The 20,240-nt window shown below is 53.3% G+C and carries 13 protein-coding genes; 2 read left to right on the plus strand and 11 right to left on the minus strand.

Going from position 1 to position 20,240, the window contains the following annotated elements; all coding sequences use genetic code 11:
• Nucleotides 1–411: 411 nt before the first annotated feature.
• Both V3C20_RS04270 and V3C20_RS04275 read left to right on the plus strand, forming a co-directional pair.
• Nucleotides 412–1,500, plus strand: coding sequence for a glycosyltransferase family 8 protein (locus tag V3C20_RS04270; protein WP_130084380.1), 1,089 nt, complete (start codon nucleotides 412–414; stop codon nucleotides 1,498–1,500).
• A 37-nt stretch (nucleotides 1,501–1,537) separates the two neighbouring features.
• Nucleotides 1,538–2,623 carry a glycosyltransferase family 8 protein gene (locus V3C20_RS04275; protein WP_130084381.1) on the plus strand — a complete coding sequence of 362 codons (1,086 nt, stop codon included), beginning with the start codon at nucleotides 1,538–1,540 and terminating at the stop codon, nucleotides 2,621–2,623.
• 44 nt (nucleotides 2,624–2,667) lie between these two features.
• Here the strand turns inward: V3C20_RS04275 and V3C20_RS04280 are convergent, their stop codons facing one another.
• The 11 genes from V3C20_RS04280 to rplO all read right to left on the minus strand — a co-directional run bounded on the left by V3C20_RS04280 (nucleotide 2,668) and on the right by rplO (nucleotide 20,190).
• Nucleotides 2,668–6,384, minus strand: a complete 3,717-nt coding sequence (locus tag V3C20_RS04280; protein ID WP_130084382.1) for a VIT domain-containing protein — start codon at nucleotides 6,382–6,384, stop codon at nucleotides 2,668–2,670.
• 170 nt (nucleotides 6,385–6,554) lie between these two features.
• Entirely contained in the window at nucleotides 6,555–7,850 is a 1,296-nt protein-coding gene (locus V3C20_RS04285; protein ID WP_130084383.1) for a hypothetical protein, read from the minus strand.
• 331 nt (nucleotides 7,851–8,181) lie between these two features.
• On the minus strand, nucleotides 8,182–10,272 hold the full coding sequence (ppk1, locus tag V3C20_RS04290) for a polyphosphate kinase 1 (RefSeq protein WP_130084384.1): 2,091 nt from the start codon (nucleotides 10,270–10,272) through the stop codon (nucleotides 8,182–8,184).
• Nucleotides 10,273–10,304: 32 nt separating this feature from the next.
• Entirely contained in the window at nucleotides 10,305–11,861 is a 1,557-nt protein-coding gene (locus V3C20_RS04295) for an HD domain-containing protein (RefSeq protein WP_130084385.1), read from the minus strand.
• A gap of 141 nt (nucleotides 11,862–12,002) precedes the next feature.
• Nucleotides 12,003–13,397, minus strand: coding sequence for a hypothetical protein (locus tag V3C20_RS04300; protein ID WP_130084386.1), 1,395 nt, complete (start codon nucleotides 13,395–13,397; stop codon nucleotides 12,003–12,005).
• On the minus strand, nucleotides 13,384–14,952 hold the full coding sequence (locus V3C20_RS04305) for an NAD(P)/FAD-dependent oxidoreductase (protein WP_130084387.1): 1,569 nt from the start codon (nucleotides 14,950–14,952) through the stop codon (nucleotides 13,384–13,386). Before V3C20_RS04305 ends, V3C20_RS04300 begins: the two co-directional genes overlap by 14 nt.
• Before the next feature lie 536 nt (nucleotides 14,953–15,488).
• Nucleotides 15,489–16,568: an acyltransferase gene (locus V3C20_RS04310; RefSeq protein WP_130084389.1), complete on the minus strand. Its 1,080-nt coding sequence runs from the start codon at nucleotides 16,566–16,568 to the stop codon at nucleotides 15,489–15,491.
• 23 nt (nucleotides 16,569–16,591) lie between these two features.
• Nucleotides 16,592–17,389, minus strand: coding sequence for a type I methionyl aminopeptidase (gene map, locus V3C20_RS04315; protein ID WP_130084390.1), 798 nt, complete (start codon nucleotides 17,387–17,389; stop codon nucleotides 16,592–16,594).
• Between the two features lie 13 nt (nucleotides 17,390–17,402).
• Nucleotides 17,403–18,053: a nucleoside monophosphate kinase gene (locus tag V3C20_RS04320; RefSeq protein ID WP_130084391.1), complete on the minus strand. Its 651-nt coding sequence runs from the start codon at nucleotides 18,051–18,053 to the stop codon at nucleotides 17,403–17,405.
• Nucleotides 18,054–18,088: 35 nt separating this feature from the next.
• A complete protein-coding gene (gene secY, locus V3C20_RS04325) occupies nucleotides 18,089–19,591 on the minus strand; it encodes a preprotein translocase subunit SecY (protein WP_130084392.1) in 1,503 nt (500 codons plus the stop codon).
• 140 nt (nucleotides 19,592–19,731) lie between these two features.
• A complete protein-coding gene (gene rplO, locus V3C20_RS04330; protein ID WP_130084393.1) occupies nucleotides 19,732–20,190 on the minus strand; it encodes a 50S ribosomal protein L15 in 459 nt (152 codons plus the stop codon).
• Nucleotides 20,191–20,240 lie beyond the last annotated feature (50 nt).

The raw sequence follows: 20,240 nt of genomic DNA on the forward strand, positions 1-20,240 counted from the left end.
AAATCCGAAGTCAAACCAAACAGCCGGACAGAAAAGGGCATACGCATTGCCAGACGCATGTTCCTGAAAAAAGATTTTCCTATGAGCTTCTTTCCAGAATTTAACATAATTGTTTTATTAACAAATGGTAATCAACCTTGGGAAAAATCGGAAACAACCTTCCGGATTTCTAATCCGTATAATTAATTCCGTATCATGAGCGTTTTTACCGCAGAAGTTGTCCTATGCTGTGAATAACGGAAAAAGCAGTTGCAGACGTGTTTTTACGCTTCCTCCCCAGCGCACCGGAATTCATCCTCATCATGAAACTGAAACTTCCTTCTTCCACCATTCCCTGCATAAGGATTCTTCACAGGCAACGGAACCTCTCCTCATTCCGCCCATTTTTCGTTTCCTGTTGAAATCCAGCCCATGCCGACTTCATCTTCTCCTTGCCAGAAAAAGGGGCATCCCGTTCCCATCATGTTTGCCGTCACTTCCTCCTGGCTTGTTCCTTTGGCGGTGACCCTTTATTCTCTCTGCCTTCATTCCAATCCCCGCCGCCTTTATGAAATCCAGATCGTTCATGACGGCCTGAGAGCTTCAGAAATGAAGGAACTGCACAAGGCCATCTCCGGCCATCCCCATATATCAATTCATTTTGCCACGCTCCCGGAAAAACTGTTCCAATCCCTCCAGAACAGGGATTGCGGCCGATTTTCCTCCCTGTCCTACGTCCGCCTTCTGGCTGCCGGCCTGTTTCCCCAGTATGACCGGCTCCTGTATCTGGATGCAGACATCCTGCTGAACGGAGACGTAGCTGAACTTTACGATACCGAACTTCAGGGAAAACCGATAGCCGCCGTCCGGGATTGCGCTGTCCTGCAGAGCATCTGCACGGGAAGGCTCGCGCCCCATCTGGAATGCGTGGCTGGCACGGGCGTAACTTTCCCGCTGCTGTACTGCAATACAGGAGTAATGGTCATGGATCTCCGTCAAATGCGGCAAAAAGACATGGAAAATACTCTTTTCCGGATACTCCGCTCCCGCCCGGATTCTTTTCCGTACGGGGATCAGGACATTTTAAACATCGCCTTTCACGGCAGCATGATGCCCCTGCCCGTAGAGTGGAATTACCACTTCCAATTCGAACTGCACCACAAAGGAATGCAGGCCCTCATCACCGGAACCGAATTCGAGAAAGTGCATGCCCTGTTCAACAACCGTTCATGGAAGCTGTTCCATCTGGTCGGCGACTACAAGCCCTGGCTCCCGCCGGACATGGAAAAGATTTACCACCGCCTCTACCTCTCCCTCTGGTGGCCGGCCGGCCGGCAGACTCCCGCATTCCGCGCCGAACTGCGTTCCCTCTACCGGGAATTCACACGCCCCATCCGTTCCCGGATGCACCGCCATCAATGGAGGCTGCTCATCTCCCCCGCCAAAGTCTTCCGGAAACGCCGGATAAAGATCAAAGGTCTTCAACGACTGCTGGCCGTCTTTGACGGCAGCTGGCAATAATACTATATTTTTCAACAATTTTCCCTTTTTTACCCTTATGCAATCTACATCAATCCATTCCCCGCACGGACAGGCTGCCGTTGCTGTCATGTTTGCCGTTACTGCGCCATGGACCGTCTGCCTGGCCGTCACCCTTCACTCCCTGTGCGTCCACGCCAATCCGGACCGGAGCTATGAAATCTGGATCGTCCACGACGGTCTGACCGGAGAAAACATACAGGAATTGCGTAAAGCCGTTGCCGCATATCCTCATGTGCTCCTGCATTTCAGCACGATGCCGGACAAACTGGCGGCTGTGCTGGACCACCGGGACGTCAAACGCTTCTCTTCCCTGGCATATGCACGTCTGCTGGCCGCCAGCCTTTTGCCCTCTCACAACCGAATAGTGTATCTGGATGCGGATACGGTCATCTATGCGGATGTAGCGGAACTTTACGATGCCGACCTCGGCGGAAATCCTCTGGGTGCCGTTCGGGACGTATCTGTACTGAGCAGCCTGATTGCAGGCTATCCGCGCCTCCAGCTTAGAAAACTGGAACCGCTCGGCCTGAGCAATCCCCGCCATTACTTCAACTCGGGCGTTTTGGTTCTGGATCTGGCCCTGATACGGGCGGAAAATGCGGAACCGCGCCTCCTTCAGGTGATTGAAGAATACAACGAACAACTGGAGCATCCGGACCAGGACGCCCTGAACATCGTGTTTCACGACCGGATATCCCCTCTCCCCGTTGAATGGAATTATCACTTCCAGTTTGAGCTGAAAAAAGACGGCTTGGAAGCCGCAGCGGAGGGAACGGAATTCTCCGGCATTTCCACGATTTACGCCAACCGCTCATGGAAGCTCTTTCATATGATCGGCTCCAAAAAACCCTGGCTTCAGCCTGAAAAGACGGAAGAATACCTTATGTCCACGAATGTCTGGTGGGAAGCGGCCATGGAAACCCCTTCCCACCAGCCCTACGTAAAGAATTTGCTGGATGAATTCACACGCTGGACGCGCAAGCAGCTCCGCTACAACCAATGGCACCTTCCCTTCTCCTTCGGAAAGAATTTCCGCAAACGCCAGAAAAGAATCCGCTTGTTGAAACGCCTGCTGCACGCTTTTGAAAACGGCAGGGCATGATCGGGCATGTATGGGATGTAAGGAACACGCTCCATCATTTTTCTTCACCGGGGAAGCTTGATGATTTCTCCTGCCTTCGGCTCCCGTTCCTTTAATTCTGGATTCAACCGGATGATCTCCTTCTTCCGTTCCTTATCTCCCAACTGATCCGCTGCAATGGAAGAGCGCGTTTCCCCGGCCTTCACCTGGTAATCGCGTGTCATGCCCTCCTGCTGATTCCGGCCATACGTCACATCTCCCACGTGAACCACCTGCTTTCTTCCGTCCAGACGGAACACGGACGTTTTGCGGGTTTCCTCCGGGCGGCCATAGTCCGTATATACCTCCGCATAGAGGGTAACGGGCGCCAGCATTTTTTGCGAATGGGTTCCGTAATAGTCCGTCTGGATTCTGTAGGGACCGGGAATTGCCTTGCGCACGAGGTATTCTTCCGGACCGTAGCCCTGCGTCACGTCACGGGAAAGATGACCGCCGGACTTGGTCAATTTATTACTGTAATAGCATTTTTCCCCGGTGGCGTCCGTCACCCACAAGTCCATGTCCGATGCGTCCGTATCCCAATTAATGACCACGCGCAAATCCGCTTCAACAGGCCTGATGAAGGCGGGGTCAATTCTTCTGGTATCCAAATCCAGCCCTTGGGCCTTGCTGCGGGAAAGCAGACGGTTCATTTCCACCAGTACGATTTGCTCTATACCGGTAAAACGTTCCGGCATCGGGCGGTCCAGCACCTCCTTGTACATATCGAACGCCGCTTGGGCTTCTCCCAGTTCGTCCAGTACCAGAGCCAGGTCCCGGTAAGACTGCGGTTCTTCCGGAAACAGGTTTTTCACAATCTCAAAAATGTATTTTGCCTGTTCCAGTTCCCCCATGTAGCGCAGCTTGTAGCCCAAAACCCGGAGCAGGGAACGGTTTTCCAGCTCCAGTTCCGCCAAATTGGAGAGAATTTGAATGGCAAGCGCCTTCTCCCCCTTTCCGGCAAACCAATCCGCGCAGTCCATATAAAATCCGGGACTTTCTCCATACTGTTCCTTAAGCCTCATATACACTGCAACAGGCCGGTCGGCTGCCTCCAGGGCAGCCAGATACGGAGCCTTGGAATCCCATGCCTTCACATTGACCACGGGGGAACTGCCGGAACGGCTCTTTCTCAAAGCCCCTGCATTTTCGCTTAAGCTGCCAAACCCTCCGGCCGCACCGGAAATCGTCGGCAATGTTATTTTATCCGTATTTCCCGTAGCACTACCGGAGAAAGAATTTTCCTCTTCCAATCCCAACTCGGCGCCCTCTTCCAACATAGGCGGTAAAAGGTCTCCTTCTTCGACAACCGTGCTGGCGGGTGCTCTTTCTGGAACTCCATTGACGCTATCAACCGCGAAATCGGCTCCAAAAGGATCCGAATTCTCATCGTTACCGGAAAACTGCATCACAGGAGAAGAAACAGGAACAGGAACAAACATGAAGGGATCGTCAGACGCGCCATCCACAGCTTCCTGCATGGCGGCCCTGGCTTTGTCAAAGGCGGCCCTGCAGGAGAAAACCATTCTGCGGCTAATATTTTCCAGCTCACGGCGGGCTGCTGCGTTATCAGGATCTTTTTTCAGCACATTGCCGAACAGAAGCACCGCTTTTTCATAATCGCCGACATCGCGGAATCCGGACGCCAGGGACAACATGCCCTGAACGCTTTCCGGCATCCCTACGGCATATTCCTTTTCCAGTTTTCTTTTCAAGGTCTGGCGTTCTTCTTTCGCCTTCGCGGCCTTTTTCACACCTTCCAGCGTACTCCTGAACTCTTTCAGGCGTTTCATGGCATACCTGTTTCCGGCATCCTGCTTCAATATTTTCTCATATGCGTCAATAGCTTCCTCCATTTTTCCCTGCTTCCACAAAACTTCCGCCGGAACATATTTCAAGCTGTCGTACCACTTCTGCAGCCGCTCCCAGGAGGCAAGATAAGTTTTCAATCTGTCAAGCCGGGCGCTTTCTTCTTTCAAGACTTCCCTCTTTTCTCCTTCCATCATCATTCTGTCATATTCAGCACGCAATTCCGGAGAAGAGGCAGAAGGCCGGACTCCGTATTCCAGGTACTGGTCCAGGGAATCCAGCACCAGCAGGGATGTGCCGGGAGTTACCATGCCGTATTCCATTCCCAGTTCCCTGACTGCCTCATCCCTGCCTCCGGAAGCTGGCTGGCGCATCAATTCGTTCAATTTGGCCTGGGCATACAAGGACCGCAACATGGTGCCTGGAAGGGCCCGATCCGTATCTACGCTTACCGGGATGTTCCTGTCCGGAACACCACCGCCGGAAACTTTTATTCCTCCCGTAAACACGCCTTTCCCTTCCAGTTCCGCCACCAGCAGAACGGAGCCCGCCGGAAGCCCGGGAGATTCATACCGGAGAAAAGCACCCCAGGGCATGTCTCCCTTGTCGTCAAAACCGGCATGTACCTCTCCGGAACGGACCTTTTCCATGGCCTGCTCCACCGTCTGGGTACTCAGGTCAAGAATCCGAAAACCCATGCTCTTGAACAGGTTGACATCCTTGCGGGGAACGGCCACCACGGCATACGCCTCTTCCGGAAGAGGTGTGGTCCGCCCGGGAGCAGCGCTGAAATTGACCAATCCGTCACTCACAACCATGCAGGCCCCCTTGCGGTCCGCATAGAGGGCCGCGGCCACACCCAAATCCCCGGTAGCCCCGTCATAATCCAGGGCCTTCAATTCCCTGGACAAATCTTCCAGCCTGTCAGGAGCCACCGTGAAGGTTTTGGACGGCAAAACCCTGTCCCTCACTACGGTCAAACACAGTTCCACGCCTTTCCCAACGTTGCCGTAAGAAAGATAACTCTTTAAGAAATCAAGGACTTTCGTTACATCGATATCCTTCATGGAACCGGAGGCATCCCATACCAGATGGATGAAACCGGGACATGCCCGGGCTTCCGTATTCACAGCCGCCTGGGACGGAGGAAGAAAAACGGCCGCATAAGACTTGCCGTCTGAAGACTCTACAAATACGGAAGCCTCTTCCGCTTTTTTTCCTTCCGCACGCGGCAGGGCTATGAACAAATCTTCCGTTAGGGACAAGCCTTTCCATTCCTTTTCAGCCAGAAACGCGCTGCTCCAGCCCTTGAATTCCACATTGTCCAGCGGGGAGGAAACGACGACCGGCTTCCGGCTGTTGAGTACTTCCATCCTCAACTTGAGGGAGTCCAGCTTTTCCTTGAAATTCATCGGAATCTGGAGGGAGGGAACGCCTTCGGCATTCTCCGGAAGAACACAGGAATAACGTAGCCGGATGGTGCGCGTGCCCCCCACGGGAATGGGATAAACGCGCGTCTTGAACATGTTGCCGCCGGACCATTCCACCAATCCGGGATCAATCTGCCTGCGCACTTCATTTTCAAAGATGACACGGGCCTTTTTCTTGGGTACGGGGACGCCGTCCACCATGCGGCCGTTGATGTCCAGGGCATATCCCTGCACCGTGGCGCCGGCAGGCAGGGGATAGGCCAGTTCGCCTTCCATCACGCGGCTGTTGGGATTGCGGAATACCAGAGTCACTTCCGTTTCCGCCAGGTTTTCCATCACACGGGATTTGATTTCCGCCTGAACGACGGAAACGGGACTTTCCCCCTGGCGGCATTCCGTCTTCATGAAAGGGGGAGGTAGGGAAGGCAGGCGGGAAGCCGCCGTCTGGGCGGCAGCCACGCAAACGGCAACAACAGGCAGGCAGAAAAAATACAGCAGTTTCATGTCCAGGGTAGTCAGGGTGAGGAGATGAAAGAAGAACCGGCCTTCTTACATTCCAATCCCGTTAACACATAAAGCCCCACATGACAAGTTGTTTGTTACAAATGCATCCCGGATTCCGCTGCAGGCTGTCCATAATCCAACCTCATGGAGAAGGAGGAAGGCCATCCCGTTCAGAAATGAAAACGGACGGCGGTGAACCAGGTCCAGCCGTTGAAACATTTGGCTCCGCCGCGCGCGCCGCTGGTAGCGGTGTATTCGCCGCCCACCATGAATTTCAGCATGTCCGGGTCTTTCGGGAACACATAATAATTCAACCCAAAGTAAAACGAGTTCATCGTACTCACCCATTTGGGATAAGTCGTCACGGCGGGAACGTAGCGGACAAACATCTTGACCGCATCCCTTCCGTGGGAAAGCTGATACCGGAAGATGCCCTCCAGATGGGGGGAAAACCTATAGGAAGGCAGAAGGACAAGCCCGTAAACATTCTCTCCGTAGGCATCCCCCACCACACGGAAGCCGGACATCAGTTCCGTCACCATGGAAAACTTCCCCTGGGACATTACCCAGTCCATCGTCACCACATCCCTGGCCCCCAGCCCCGAATAGTAGGAGTCTTCCGGCAGGGCACGCCCCGCGTAATGGGTGAAATTATGCGCATAAGTCAGCCAGACACGGCTTTTCTCCCCCGGCAGAAAGCCGCGGGCATCCATATGGACGGAGGCTTTGGCAAAGGCGTTGTCCTCCGTATTGAACTGGATTTCATGGGCCAGGCTGGTACTCGTGTCATTCAGGAAAACAGCCGCTTCCCACCCCACGGGAACATCCTGCCGCGGGTTTTCCAGCACGATGCCCCAGTTGGAAATGCTGCCGAGCTGGTTGACAAGGTCCGAACGTTCCAGAGTCTTGATCTCGCTGGCCGTCTCCCGGAATTCGGTCATCATCTTCGTAGTGATCTTTCCGGTGCGTACAAAAAAGGAGGGGTTGACCTTGTACTTGAGATAAAGCTCAAAAATGCCCCAGTCCGTCTTTGTGCGGCTCCACCGGCCGTTTTCCAGCTTGTACATGCCGTCCGTCTCCCCCATGTTGGTCAGACTGTGCAGAGTCAGGCGGTTTTTCAGGAAAACGGCTTCAAAGCCGATCTGAAGGCGCCGCCACTCATCCTCATGGCCGCCGGAACCCTTCCGGAATTTATTGGCTCCGGACGGAGCCACCCATGCCGCCTGATACTGTCCGGTCAGCAGAAGCTTGAACTGGTTTAGAAATTCCGAATCCTTGTTCTTGTAAAGATAGGGCATCTCCTTCAACCGGGCATAAAGCCCGTCCTCCGCCAGATGCTCGGGAGCCTTCACGGCAGCACCCGGTCCCGCAGGACCGGAGGCTTTCCAAGCGGAGCCTTCAGCCTTTGCAGTAACAGGCCCCAGAGCCAAAACCGCAAAAAGAAAACAGAAGATACGGGTACACATGTCTTCATAAGAAGACATGCCCTTGCCCTTGCCCTGTTGAATGCATGCCGGAAGATGCCAGGCTTACCGGACTGAGAAATCCGGACAAAATTCTCCATTTCCGCCCTGCCATCAGGAAGGAGAAAATCGCCCGGCAGGCACGGTCTTACGGAGGCGGAAACGGACATTCTCCAACGGGGCGGCATCAAGGCCGGATATATCCAACATACTCATTATCAAAATAAAAAAAGAAAGAAAAATCATGCCGGCTCCCGTGTACCTGCAAACAGACGGAAACAAGGCAAGCACGCTTCCCTGCTCCCAACTCTTGCAAAACGCGTGGAATCATCCGCTACTCATGCGGCTTGTGCGGCTCCAGCATTTGCTGGCGCTCCCGCTCCTTGTCCTTGGCAAGCCGACGCGCCTCCTTGGTCAGGTACTGCTGCAGGCGGAAGGCCTTCTGGCCCTTTTTGCGCACAACGTGCTCGGAAGAGCCGTCCGGCAGAATGCTGCATGCCTGCACGTTATCCCTGAAGCAGGCATCCAGAATGGACTTGAGGCGCCGCGCCAGCCTGCCGTTGATCACCGGAACCATGAGTTCCACCCTCTTATCCAAATTGCGGGTCATCCAGTCCGCGCTGGCGATGAAGAGCTGATGGTTGCCGCCGTGGTGGAAAAAGAAAATGCGGGCATGTTCCAGATAACGGTCCACAATGCTGACGACGCGAATGACTTTCCCGTTGGGACGCGGCCCCGTTTTCAAACAGCAGATGCCGCGCACGTTCAGTTCAATGTCCACTCCGGCATCGGCGGCCCTGTACAGGGCGTCAATAATTTCCACATCCTGAAGGCTGTTCATTTTGGCAGAAATGCGTGCAGGTTCGCCCTGCCGGGCGCGCTCCGCCTCCCCCTCAATCAGCTCAATGAGACGGGCCTTCATCAGCGCCGGAGAGGGATACAGCTTGCGGAACCGCATGAGCTTGGTGCGGCCCGTCACGGAATTGAAAAACTGGGAGGCGTCCGCCCCGAGCTGGTCATCGCAGGTGAGGTAGGAAATATCCGTGTAAATCTTGGCCGTGACTTCATTGTAATTTCCCGTGCCGAAATGGCAATAGCGGCGCAGCATGCCCTGTTCCCTGCGTACGACCAGGCAGATTTTTGCATGGGTTTTCAGCCCCTTGACGCCATAAACCACCTGCACCCCGGAACGCTGGAGCTCCTCCGCCTTTTCCAGATTGCGCGCTTCGTCGAACCTGGCCTTCAATTCCACCAGGGCCGTCACCTGCTTGCCGCTCTCCGCCGCCTTTTTCAGCGCGGCCACAATGCGGGAATTCCTGGCGGTACGGTACAGCACCTGCTTGATGGCGATGACGTCCGGATCTTCCGCCGCTTCCTCCACCAGACGCAGAACCGGCTCAAAACTTTCATAAGGATGGTTGAGCAGAATGTCCCCGTTGGCGATGTTTTCAAAGATGCTGACGGCGGGATCCACCGCGGGCGATGGCTGCGGAGACCATTGTTCCACCTTGAGCTGGTCATTGCCGGGGGCAAAGGCCATTTCCATGAAGTCGGAAAGCATCAAAGGCCCCTTGAGGTCGTAGGTCTCCGCCTTGCCTGCGCCGACGATCAGCATGATCCGGTCATGAAGGGGAACGGGAGCGGAAGATTCTATTTCCAGCCGCACGCATTCGGAGAATTTGCGGGCTACAAGCACTTCCTCCATTTCATCCGCCAGGTCCAGCGCATCTTCCTCCTGCACGGCGATATCTCCATTGCGCGTGACGCGGAACACGGCGGCGGAAAGAACGGTTTCTCCCGGGAAAACGGAACCTATGCATTCCCGCACCAGGTCTTCCAGCATCACGTAGCGCTCCGTCTCCGCAGAGGGCACGGGAACGCGGCGCGGCAGGCCGTCCGGGAGGGCTACCACGCTCACGCGTACGTCCCCGGTCTCATTGTCCCGCAATTCCACCCCCATCAGGAGCTTGAGGGACGGAAGGGCCGGCGCTTCCGGCGCATCCATGTCCAACGGAGTCAGAAGGGGGAAAATCTGGTTGTTAAAATATTGTTCCAGCGTCAGCCTCTGGGAAGTGCTGAGGTCTTCCAGAGCCAGGGGATTAATGCCGTTGACTTCCATCCACGGCAGGATTTCCTCATGGAAAAGCCGGTACTGGTCTTCAATCATGCGCCCTACCCGGGTACGGATAGCCTTCAACTGGCGCGTCGGAGTCATTCCGGAAATGTCCTTTACGCGGGAACCGGAATGCCTGAGCATTTGGAGGCCGCCCACGCGCACCATGAAAAATTCGTCCAGGTTGGAGGCGGTAATGGCCAGGAACTTGAGCCGTTCCAGAAGAGGAAGATCCGTCCTTACAGCCTGGTCCAGCACGCGCTGATTGAATTCCAGCCAGGAAAGTTCTCTGTTGATATATTCGTTAGACATGGGAAAAAGAGGATAGGGGTTCTGCAGCAGGGTCACCTCTGCGGGACCAGCACGACGTCATAGCCAAAAATATCCGCAAACAGGTCACCCTTCAGCCGCAGGGCCAGGTCTTCCACGGCGGTTTCCCGCACGCCCTGAAGTTCCAGCTCCAGCATCCGGCCGCGGATATGGGCTCTGACGCCGTTCACGCGCTGGGCGTGCCCGCGCTCCAGGGCATCCGCCACGCGCAGGATGGCGGCCATTTTCGCCACGCGCATGCGGTCCGTGAGTTCCAGCTCCCCGTACATGGGATCAGAATTGGAAGGAACCTCATGCCGGTGGTAGCGGGCCAGCAGAGCCACGGTTTCCACGTCGTCACGCGAAAGGCCAAAAATTTCACTGTTCAGAATGATGTACTGGGAATGAAGCTGGTGGTTCTGCTGGCTGATGAAAGACCCTACTTCATGGAGGATGGAGGCTACCTCCAACAGCAACCGGTCATGCTCCGAAAGACGGTGCAGGTCCTGGAGCTGGTCAAACATTTCCATGCACAGGTGCGCCACATGCTCCCGGTGCCCCTTGTCTGCCTTGTACCTGTCCGCCAGAATGCCGGCAAAGTGGAGCACTTCCGCCTCCAGATCCTCCGGATGCCGTTCCGCACGGATGAGACTGCCGAGGAATTCCTCCTCATAGCCGCTATCGGGAATAATGACGTCATTCAGGTTCAGACTGCGGGCAATCATTTCCGTCATCAACACGGCGGGCAGCAGGGAATCCACCCCGGCAAAGTCGGCACCGTAAACGTTCATGCGCTGCTCCATCGTGGTGCGGGACATTTTTTCAGCTTCCGCCACCAGCGCGGAACAGGAAACCTTGCCCTCCGCAGACGGATTCAGGCGCTCCCGCAACTGCTGCATTTCCTGCCCGATGACAACGAGGCCGGCCAATCCCTTGACGCCGCCGTAATCCAGGCAGATCTGGTCCACCTGCCCGCGCATGTGCTCCCGGAGCAGGGAAAGTTCCGTTACGTCGTCCCCATATTCGATTTCTCCGACGGCTTCACCCGTGCGGTGCGTTCCCAGGCGGTAGCAGGAATAGCGCATGATGCGCCCCTTCTGGAACAGAAGCACGCGGGTATTTCCCGGTCCGGTATGGACCACAAGCACCTTTTTCTTGCTGAATCCGGGATACCGGGCCAGCGTTTCCTGCACCTTCACATAAATGAGGCGCGTCATTTTGCCGTCGTCAATGCGCCGGCCGCGCAAACCGTGGGCCACATGCATCCGGTTCACGAATACATCCACATTATCCGCTTCCGAGATGATGTTAGAAATCATCAGCCGTACGGAAAGCCGGACGCCGGTTCCATATTCCTTGAGAATTTCCAGGTAGTCCCCGATGATCTGCACGCAGCGGTCCATCGTATGGCGGGAAATGCGGTGAAGGCGGAAAATATCCCGGGCCATGGGAACGGGCTGCTGGAGGAAATCCAGCATGCGTATCCTGTTCTCGGCCACCTCCGCCACCATCAGGCTCATGGAGCTGGGCCCCAGGTAGATGACCGCCTGCGTTGATATTTCAGAATCCTGAGCCTGATCGCCTTGCATCATTGCCTTACCATGTATTGTTTCCCCTGCCGTACGACAAGAACGGCAGCGTGACAACAATGTCACGCCGGCCCTTCCAGCAAGCTGAAGAATAAGGGATTTGCCATTTGACGGCAAGAGATAAGCGCGGCTCACAACCAGCTTTTAGACATGCTTGTGGCGACGATGGGAGTTGAATCCAAAAATGATTAAAATTGCCATGTTGAAAATTCCAAACATTACACTGGTCAAATGGAACCGTATATCGGGCGAGGGTGTAGCCACCAAGAAGGAAAGAAGGTAAGCCACGGCCATTAAAGAAGTCGACTTCACAAATCGCAATTCTATTTCTCTCGGAGGGTGCCGCATAACTAATATAAAAAATGACGCTGTCAGCACCGAGAAAACATTGATGATAAAAACTACTCTTGAAACCGGTACCCAGTTAAAATATTTCCAGTTAAAGATTTTATCGGAATAATGCTCATGAACAAGCATATTGCCGTACAACTTATGATAAATGAACATATGGGGTTCGGGCAATTTAACGTCAGGATAGTGCTTCCTGATTATATTGCATATACTTTCAGGCAGCATCCCTATGAATAAAAATTGCAGATAATTAATACTTCTTGTCGCCACAAATTCTCGAGGATGATTATTGATCGTTTCTTTCCACTGGCTACATAAATCAGAAAATTGCTCCTCCTTTGTTTTCCCGTCATTATTCCATCCATACCAATAAAGAGGGAACAATACTCTTTCCTCTTTAGATTGATCCTCAGTATTTTCTTTAGCAAGAAGCTGCGTACACAAAATATCGCTTTTCATCAAAACGCGAATAGGATACTCCCTGTCCACAGGCAAAACACTCTGAATCAGAAAAACGACAATTATCAGCAAGACGGATAAAAAGATCTGTCTCCAACGCCCCATTTTAACAAACTTTGGCAGTAAAGGAGTCATGTAACAAACCAAAAACGGCAATAATACCAAGGCATTGCTTCGATATGACAATGCATTCAGTATCAATAAAATACTCCCAATAAATATCCACACTGATTTAATACGTTTGCTTATCAAATAGGTGGATAGCCCCAGCAAAAATAATAGATTGGCATACAGAGCCAAATCCGTCCGAATGACAGTAAATGCAGTATAAGAATTAAGCATTGTCATGGGCAGTATAAACACAATCCAACGGTAACGAGTGGATGAGGAGTCCAGAGCTCTAACCAGAAATAAACATCCCACGCCCACTAATAAAATCCATAGATGATAAAAAAGCAGGAACACAAGTTTTACTGCTGTCGCCTGAAACCACGGCAATAGAGAGCACAAGGCGATCAACGGATATGACTTGAGAGCCAGAACAGGAGAATGTTGATCCGATAACTGCGAATAGTTGTCTACCATTCGTTGTGACGGAGAATAGCATGCCACAAAAACCAACAAGGTCACCACAATGACATAAAACGGCCAATACCGCAGGCAAAAGATTACTTTCCCCTTCAGGACTTCAAATATTGCCGCGCTGGCTCTCGGTTTATTTGGATTCATGGTATTCCTTTTCCGTATTGACATTCCATATATTGGATTTATCCATACGGCCAGAAATAATATTTTTGACCGCTTCCATAGCAGACAACATGGAATGATCCATATTGTTGTAGCGATGCATGCCATTGCGGCCTATTAAATACAAATTGGAAAAACCATCCAAGTATTCCCTGATTTTTTGAAACTGAGGATAAGTTCCAAAATAGGCCGGGTAAGCTTTGTTAATGCGGAATACAGTTTGATCAATAACATCTTTCTGATCGATAACGCCTATCTTTTCCAATTCCTCAATCGCAAATTGACAGAAATCTTTATCTTCCATCTTCCACAAATCGTCTCCTTCATTAACAAAATATTCCAAACCAATCCAAACAAAATTCCTGTTATGAACCAAATAAGGACTCCAATTGTTAAAAATCTGAAGTCTCCCCACCTTGACATCAGGTTCTTGAATATAAATCCAGTTATCGAAAACCACACCATCTTCACCCACACTGGTATTCATATATTTACTCTTGATCTTCAGTTTATGAAGCAATAGCCCTGCAGTCATAAAATCCCTGTAAACCAATCCCGCAGCAACATGCTGCACAGGTTCGGGAACTGGAATATCCATTTTTGCAATAAGCTCTTTTACCGGCATGGTGGAAATAACGTAATCAGCGTAAATTGTTCTGTAGGTTTGAGCATCCAAAGACAAAACTTCCACCCCTGCAACACGATCTCCTTTTAACAGAATTTTGGCAACTTCCTGGTGTAATTGTATAGACACGCCTAATTGGGAGGCTTCGCGGCCCACTTTTTCCCACAACTGTCCCGGTCCCAATTTTGGATACCAAAACTCCTCAATCAATGACGTTTCCGTTTTTGTTCCTTTCAGCTTTTTCCAAAAAAACAGTTTCTGACACGCATGGCCCAGGACTTTGGCCACAGATACTCCCTTGACACGCTGAGAACCCCAGTCAGCGCCTATTTCCCTGCAGGGCACCCCCCAAACCTTGGCTGTATAATCTCTGAAAAACGTTTTATAAAGTTCCTCTCCAAAACGGTTTACGAAAAAATCTTCCAACGTTTTTTCCTCCCGTTTATGAAAAACAGAATAAAGATAGGAACACCCCATCTTAAACACGCGCATCATACCCAGGTTCCTTATTGTCTCTACACTTAGGGAAATCGGATAAGCGAAAAATTTTCTCAAAAAATAAATCCGGGACAATCTGGACCTAACCAGCATAACCTCTTCTTCCTTTTCCGGATCAGGGGTTTCTCTGTCCCCCGTCAAGGCAACCCGCCGTTTGAGAGCAATATCATCACAAGATGGAGCTCCTTGCAGAGGGAGCATGTTTTTCCACCAGTCCATTACTACCCTTGATTTGGAAAAGAACCGATGCCCTCCGATGTCAATGCGGTTACCCTGATACATCAGTGTTCGGGAAATTCCTCCAAGCTGCTTCTCCTTTTCCAAGACAACTACATGAAATTTTCCTGTTTTTCCAAGCTCATAAGCAGCCGTTAACCCGGCAGGACCACCTCCGATAATCAAAACTGTTTTCATTAAAATTATCAATATAAAATGTATTTCCTAACTCCAAAATTCCATATTAGCACAACGGAGGTAGTCAGGCACTTGGATATTTCCACAGAAATAAGACATTGACCTACAAACAACCACATCAACAATTGCGTTAACAGGAGTCCCACGATGCCTATGAAAGCAAAAATAATAAATTCGATAGCAGGTTTTGAGCCTATTTTCCGTCGCTCAAATACCCATGTATTACTTGCAATATACACAACCACTAACCCAGCCACAAAACCAAAAGCCGAAGATACCAAGTAATATAATCCGAAAATTCTAAAGCATATAACAAGAATTCCAAAATCAATAAAAAATCCAATTCCGCCAACAAGCAAATACCGTAAAAAAACGTTCCATAACGCTTTTATATTGCCGTCCTGTTGGCAAAATAATCTCATTCGTTCAGTAAAACGGATTTAAAATTTATAGTCAACAGCAAATGATACGGACAGGACTCACCGAAAAAACTGGTTGAAATCACTAACATAGATGCCTACAAATAACTAAAATTACTATTTATCAATCAATATCCTGTATGCCCCCAATAAGGGAACTAGGCGTGGAACAAACCGCTTCATGCAGAAAAACAGCCCCGCCAGCACGCTGAAAATGACAGGCACCAAGCAAAGCCAGAAAACGTCCCAGGAGGTTCCCTTCAGCGTGATCCAACCGCTTTCCCGCAACAGGATAATAACAATGTAATGCGTTCCGAAGATGAAGAAGCAGGCCGGCGCAAGCCCCGCCATCCATTTGGCGGAGCGCGGGAACCACTCCGTAAACAGAATGGCCAGGGACATCAGGCCCAGCATACCCAGCGCAATGAGCATGGAATTGTGCTGGTCCCTGTGGCCTACCAGCCACCAGGTAAGCACCAGCGTGCAGAGAAGGAAAGCTACGGCATGGCGGCGCACGGCGGCCGTCAAATCCGGCAGGGGATAACGGGAAATAAACATCCCCAACAGGAAAAAGCCGAGGCTGTTGGCAATCGGATAGTCATGGTCCGCCAAATCCAGCGCAAAATAGTTCAGGGAAAGCATGAGCAGCCCCATCCAGAGCAAATAGCTCCCCAGCCGGTGCAGGAGAGGGGCAATAGCGGTATAAATGATGATGTCCCGTAGAAACCACATGGGAGCGTCCACAGGATGTCCCGCAATGCCCATGCAGCGAGCAAATGCCGCCAAGGCGGGCCAGAAACCGCTCCCCGGCTCCCCGCGCAGCCACCCGTACAGGGGGACGTAGGATTCATAATATTCATGCAACGGGGACCAGCCGATCAGGACGACCGCCGTCAATCCCCAGATCAGGTAGGGGCGCAGCAGAAACCAGCTGCGTTTCCACAGGAAAAAGCGCCCATCCAGAGAACCGAACGAACCGCGCCCGACAAAATATCCGGCAACCAGCAGGAAGAAAGGGGTGCGCGCCGCCAGAAACTCCGCCCAGACCCAGCGGTAGAGTTCCGCCGAATAAAAAGCCATGTGATTGGCAATGATCAGGAGGCAGGCAACGACCCGCGCCACATCCACCCAGACCATGCGATGAGTAGCCGTTTTTTCAAAAATCACGGAATCGGGAATGGGAGCGGCGGGCGTCATGATTCCCTTTCCGGCAGGATTTTTTAGAGGGGGGCAATCCCGAGCTGTTCGGGAAGCGCGATCCGGGGGCGCTCCGTCACAATGAGGGGTGCGCCGTCCGTCACGATGACAGTATGCTCAAAGTGGGCGGAAGGCTTGCCATCCGCCGTGACCACCGTCCAGCCATCATCCAGGATTTTGACGGAAGGCCTGCCGGCGTTCACCATGGGTTCAATCGCCAGAGCCATGCCTTTTTTCAGGCGCGGCAACTTGTAATGGGGGCGGTAATTCGGAATCTGGGGCTCCTCATGCAGATGACGGCCTATGCCGTGTCCGACAAAGTCTCTCACCACCGTAAAGCCGCGGGGGCGCACAAAGGCTTCCACCGCGCCGCACACGTCTGCCAGCAGAGCCCCGGGCCTCACCAAGTCAATGGCGCGGAACAGGGATTCCTCCGTGGCAGCCAGAAGGCGGAGCGTTTCAGGAGCCACCATGCCCACAGGCACAGTCATGGCATTGTCCCCATACCAGCCGTCCACAATGGCACCCACGTCCAGGCTCACAATGTCACCATTTTCAATACGGCGGGGGCCGCCGCTGCCGTGCACGACCTCCTCATTCACGGAAATGCAGAGCTGGCCGGGAAAACCGCGGTACTGGTAGAAGGCGTTGCCTACCTTGTATTTTTTGAAAATTTCGCGAGCAATGTCGTCTATTTCCCGCGTCGTGCGGCCCGCGTGGACCTCCGCCCCGATCTCCATCAAGATTTCCGCCGTAACGGCACCGGCTTTCTGCATTTTGGCGATTTCACCGGGAGACTTGATGTGGATTCGTTCTGCCATGAGATTCGGTTTTCTATTGTCGGTACTCCTCCAGCTTGCAGGCCAGATCCCGGGAAACCTCGGCAGGTTCCCGTTCCTCAGTCACGGTCATCTTGACCACCATGCCGCGCGCTTCGTAATATTTGGCCACTGGAAGGGTCATGGCCTCAAAGTCTTTCCAGCGGCGGGCGAAGGCTTCCAGGTTGTCATCCTTGCGGGAGACCATCTTCCCGCCGCATCTCGTGCACACTTCATCGGGAGTCTGCACTACGTAGCCGCAGGTGGAGCATTCCCGACGACGCAAAATGCGCTGTTCGATGAGCTCCCTGGCTACGTCCATCCAGACAACCACGTCCACGGCGGTTCCGCGCTGGGTCAGGAAATGGTCCAGAGCTTCCGCCTGGGCAACAGTACGGGGATAACCGTCCAGCAGCCATGCATCGTTGTCCACCTCGGAAAGCCAACCGCGCACCATATCGTTGACGATCTCGTCCGGCACCAGCATAGCCTTGTCCATATAGCTGAGCGCCTTGCGGCCCAGCTCCGTGCAGGATTCAATCTCCCGGCGCAGCATGGAACCCGTGCTCAGGGAATTCAGATTGAAAGCATCGGTCAGGAACCGCCCCTGGGTTCCTTTCCCGGATGCGGGAGCCCCAACCAGAATAAAATGCTTGAGATCCTTCATATCTGTCACTTTCAGAAAGGTTGTAAAGCTCTGCTTCACTGCATGGCATTATATGCTACGGCGCCAGCCAACACAAGCACGGCGATGATAACCCACATCACAGCGACCGTGCGGCTGCCTGCGGCAGAGCCGGTGCCCTGCACATGGCCGTACTTGCCCTTAAGCTTGCCTTTCTTCAAGAAGCCGTCGTAGTTGCGGGAAAGAAGCGTGGTTTCCACCTGGCGCATCATGTCAAGCAGCACGCCGACGAGAATCAGAAGGCTGGTGCCGCCGAAAAACTGGGTAACCAGGTAGGGAATGCTACCGCCGATGTTCAGCAGGGACGGCAGGAAGTAAATGAGGGTCAGGAAGGCGGAACCGGCAAAGGTCAGCCTCTGCATGGTCTGGTCCAGGAAAAGGGCGGTGGGGGGGCCGGGACGAATGCCGGGGATATAGCCGCCGTTGCGTTTCAGGTCTTCCGCAATCTGGGAGGGCTGGAACATCGTAGCCACCCAGAAGTAGGAGAAGAAGAAGATCATGAGACCGGAAATAATGTAATAACCGGAGGAAGCAGGGTTCATCCAGTCGCTCATCTTGGTCGCAATCCACTGCAGCGTGGTGTTGTAATGGGCGATCTGGGAAAAGAGCACCTGCGGCAGGGACAAAATGGCCGTGGCAAAAATGACGGGCATCACGCCGGAATAGTTGAGCTTGAGCGGCAGGTACTGCGTGGCTCCGCTGAACATCTTGTTGCCCATGACCCGCTTGGCGTACTGCACGGGTATTCGCCGCTGGGCCTGCGTCACCGTGACGACAAGGGCCACGACAATGATGAGGAAGGCTATCAGGGCCACAAGTAGCATGGCGCCCATGGGAACAACCGCTCCATCCTTGTACACGAGGGTTTTCCACGCCAGAGTGACCGCACCGGGAAGGGCGTGAATGATGTTGACGGAGATAATGAGGGAAACGCCGTTGCCTACCCCCCGTTCCGTGATCTGATCACCGATCCACATCAGAAACATGGTGCCGGCCACCATGATGAGCACGGTCATCAGCGCAAACTGCATGCCGGGGTTGATGACAAGTTGGCAGTCTGCGGGAATGTTGAGGCCGAGGGATTTCAAGCGCTCCGGATGTTCCAGAGTGCCTACCAGGAACCAGCCCTGCACAATGGCAATGACAATGGCAATGGCGCGCGTCCACTTGGTCATTTTCTGGCGGCCGCCTTCCTCCCGCACCATCTTGGCCCACTGGGGAACCACGGCGGAAAGGAGCTGGGTCATGATGGAAGCGGAAATGTAAGGCATGATGCCGAGGGCAAAAATGCCGCACTGCTGCAAGCCGCCGCCGGAAAAGATGGTCAGGACCGTAGCCAGCCCCGCTCCAGGACCGCTGGCATTGGCGGAGGCCTCAATCACCTTTTGCAGCTCCATGACGTCAATACCCGGCAGGGGTATCTGCACCCCGAGGCGGACAACGACGATCATCGCCAATGTGAACAAAATCCGGTGCCTGAGCTCCGGTACTTTCATGGAGTTTGCAAATGCGGATATCATGGTCCTGTTTTATAAAAGTTGTCGGGCAGCTTGGAGTTCCTGTCGCGGCGGCTTGTACCCGGGGCATCCATGGGAGCCGCAACAGTAAACACAATGATGCGAACCGGGTCAAGCTGCATGACCCGGTTCGCCAAATGTGATTAGGCTTCGCTAAGCACAGTGACGGAGCCACCGGCCTGGGCGACCTTTTCGCGGGCGCTGGCGCTCACGAAGTCCACGACCACGTTCAAGCTCTTGGTCAGAGTCCCGTTGCCGAGAAGTTTCACGGCGTCACAGGGGCCCTGGACAAGCTTGGCGGCGCGCAGGGAGTTTTCATCAACCGTAGCGCCGGCCTCAAACACGCGTTCGAGCTGGGAGAGGTTGACGATAAGGATTTTGTCCTGGAAGCGGGTGTTGTTGAACCCCTTCTTGGGCAGACGGCGGTGAAGGGGCATCTGGCCACCTTCAAATCCCGGGCGGATGGTGCCGCCGGAACGGGCCTTCTGGCCCTTATTACCTTTGCCGCAAGTCTTGCCAAGACCGGAGCTTTCCCCGTTGCCAAGGCGCTTCTTGCGGTGCTTGGCGCCCGGATTGGGCTGGATAGAATGAAGCTGTAACATGTTATTTACAATGGTTGGGTTGTCGTGGAGGCGGCGGCACGGGCAGCCGC

Source organism: Akkermansia sp. RCC_12PD (genome assembly GCF_036417355.1).
Lineage (GTDB): Bacteria > Verrucomicrobiota > Verrucomicrobiia > Verrucomicrobiales > Akkermansiaceae > Akkermansia.

Excerpts from the sequence above, each read along its gene's own strand:
- V3C20_RS04270 (WP_130084380.1), top strand. The coding sequence starts at position 412 with ATGCCGACTTCATCTTCTCCTTGCCAGAAAAAGGGGCATCCCGTTCCC.
- V3C20_RS04285 (WP_130084383.1), bottom strand. The coding sequence starts at position 7,850 with ATGTGTACCCGTATCTTCTGTTTTCTTTTTGCGGTTTTGGCTCTGGGG.
- V3C20_RS04320 (WP_130084391.1), bottom strand. The coding sequence starts at position 18,053 with ATGAAGGATCTCAAGCATTTTATTCTGGTTGGGGCTCCCGCATCCGGG.
- map (WP_130084390.1), bottom strand. The coding sequence starts at position 17,389 with ATGGCAGAACGAATCCACATCAAGTCTCCCGGTGAAATCGCCAAAATG.
- V3C20_RS04310 (WP_130084389.1), bottom strand. The coding sequence starts at position 16,568 with ATGACGCCCGCCGCTCCCATTCCCGATTCCGTGATTTTTGAAAAAACG.
- V3C20_RS04295 (WP_130084385.1), bottom strand. The coding sequence starts at position 11,861 with ATGATGCAAGGCGATCAGGCTCAGGATTCTGAAATATCAACGCAGGCG.
- ppk1 (WP_130084384.1), bottom strand. The coding sequence starts at position 10,272 with ATGTCTAACGAATATATCAACAGAGAACTTTCCTGGCTGGAATTCAAT.
- V3C20_RS04280 (WP_130084382.1), bottom strand. The coding sequence starts at position 6,384 with ATGAAACTGCTGTATTTTTTCTGCCTGCCTGTTGTTGCCGTTTGCGTG.
- rplO (WP_130084393.1), bottom strand. The coding sequence starts at position 20,190 with ATGTTACAGCTTCATTCTATCCAGCCCAATCCGGGCGCCAAGCACCGC.
- secY (WP_130084392.1), bottom strand. The coding sequence starts at position 19,591 with ATGATATCCGCATTTGCAAACTCCATGAAAGTACCGGAGCTCAGGCAC.
- V3C20_RS04275 (WP_130084381.1), top strand. The coding sequence starts at position 1,538 with ATGCAATCTACATCAATCCATTCCCCGCACGGACAGGCTGCCGTTGCT.
- V3C20_RS04305 (WP_130084387.1), bottom strand. The coding sequence starts at position 14,952 with ATGAAAACAGTTTTGATTATCGGAGGTGGTCCTGCCGGGTTAACGGCT.
- V3C20_RS04300 (WP_130084386.1), bottom strand. The coding sequence starts at position 13,397 with ATGAATCCAAATAAACCGAGAGCCAGCGCGGCAATATTTGAAGTCCTG.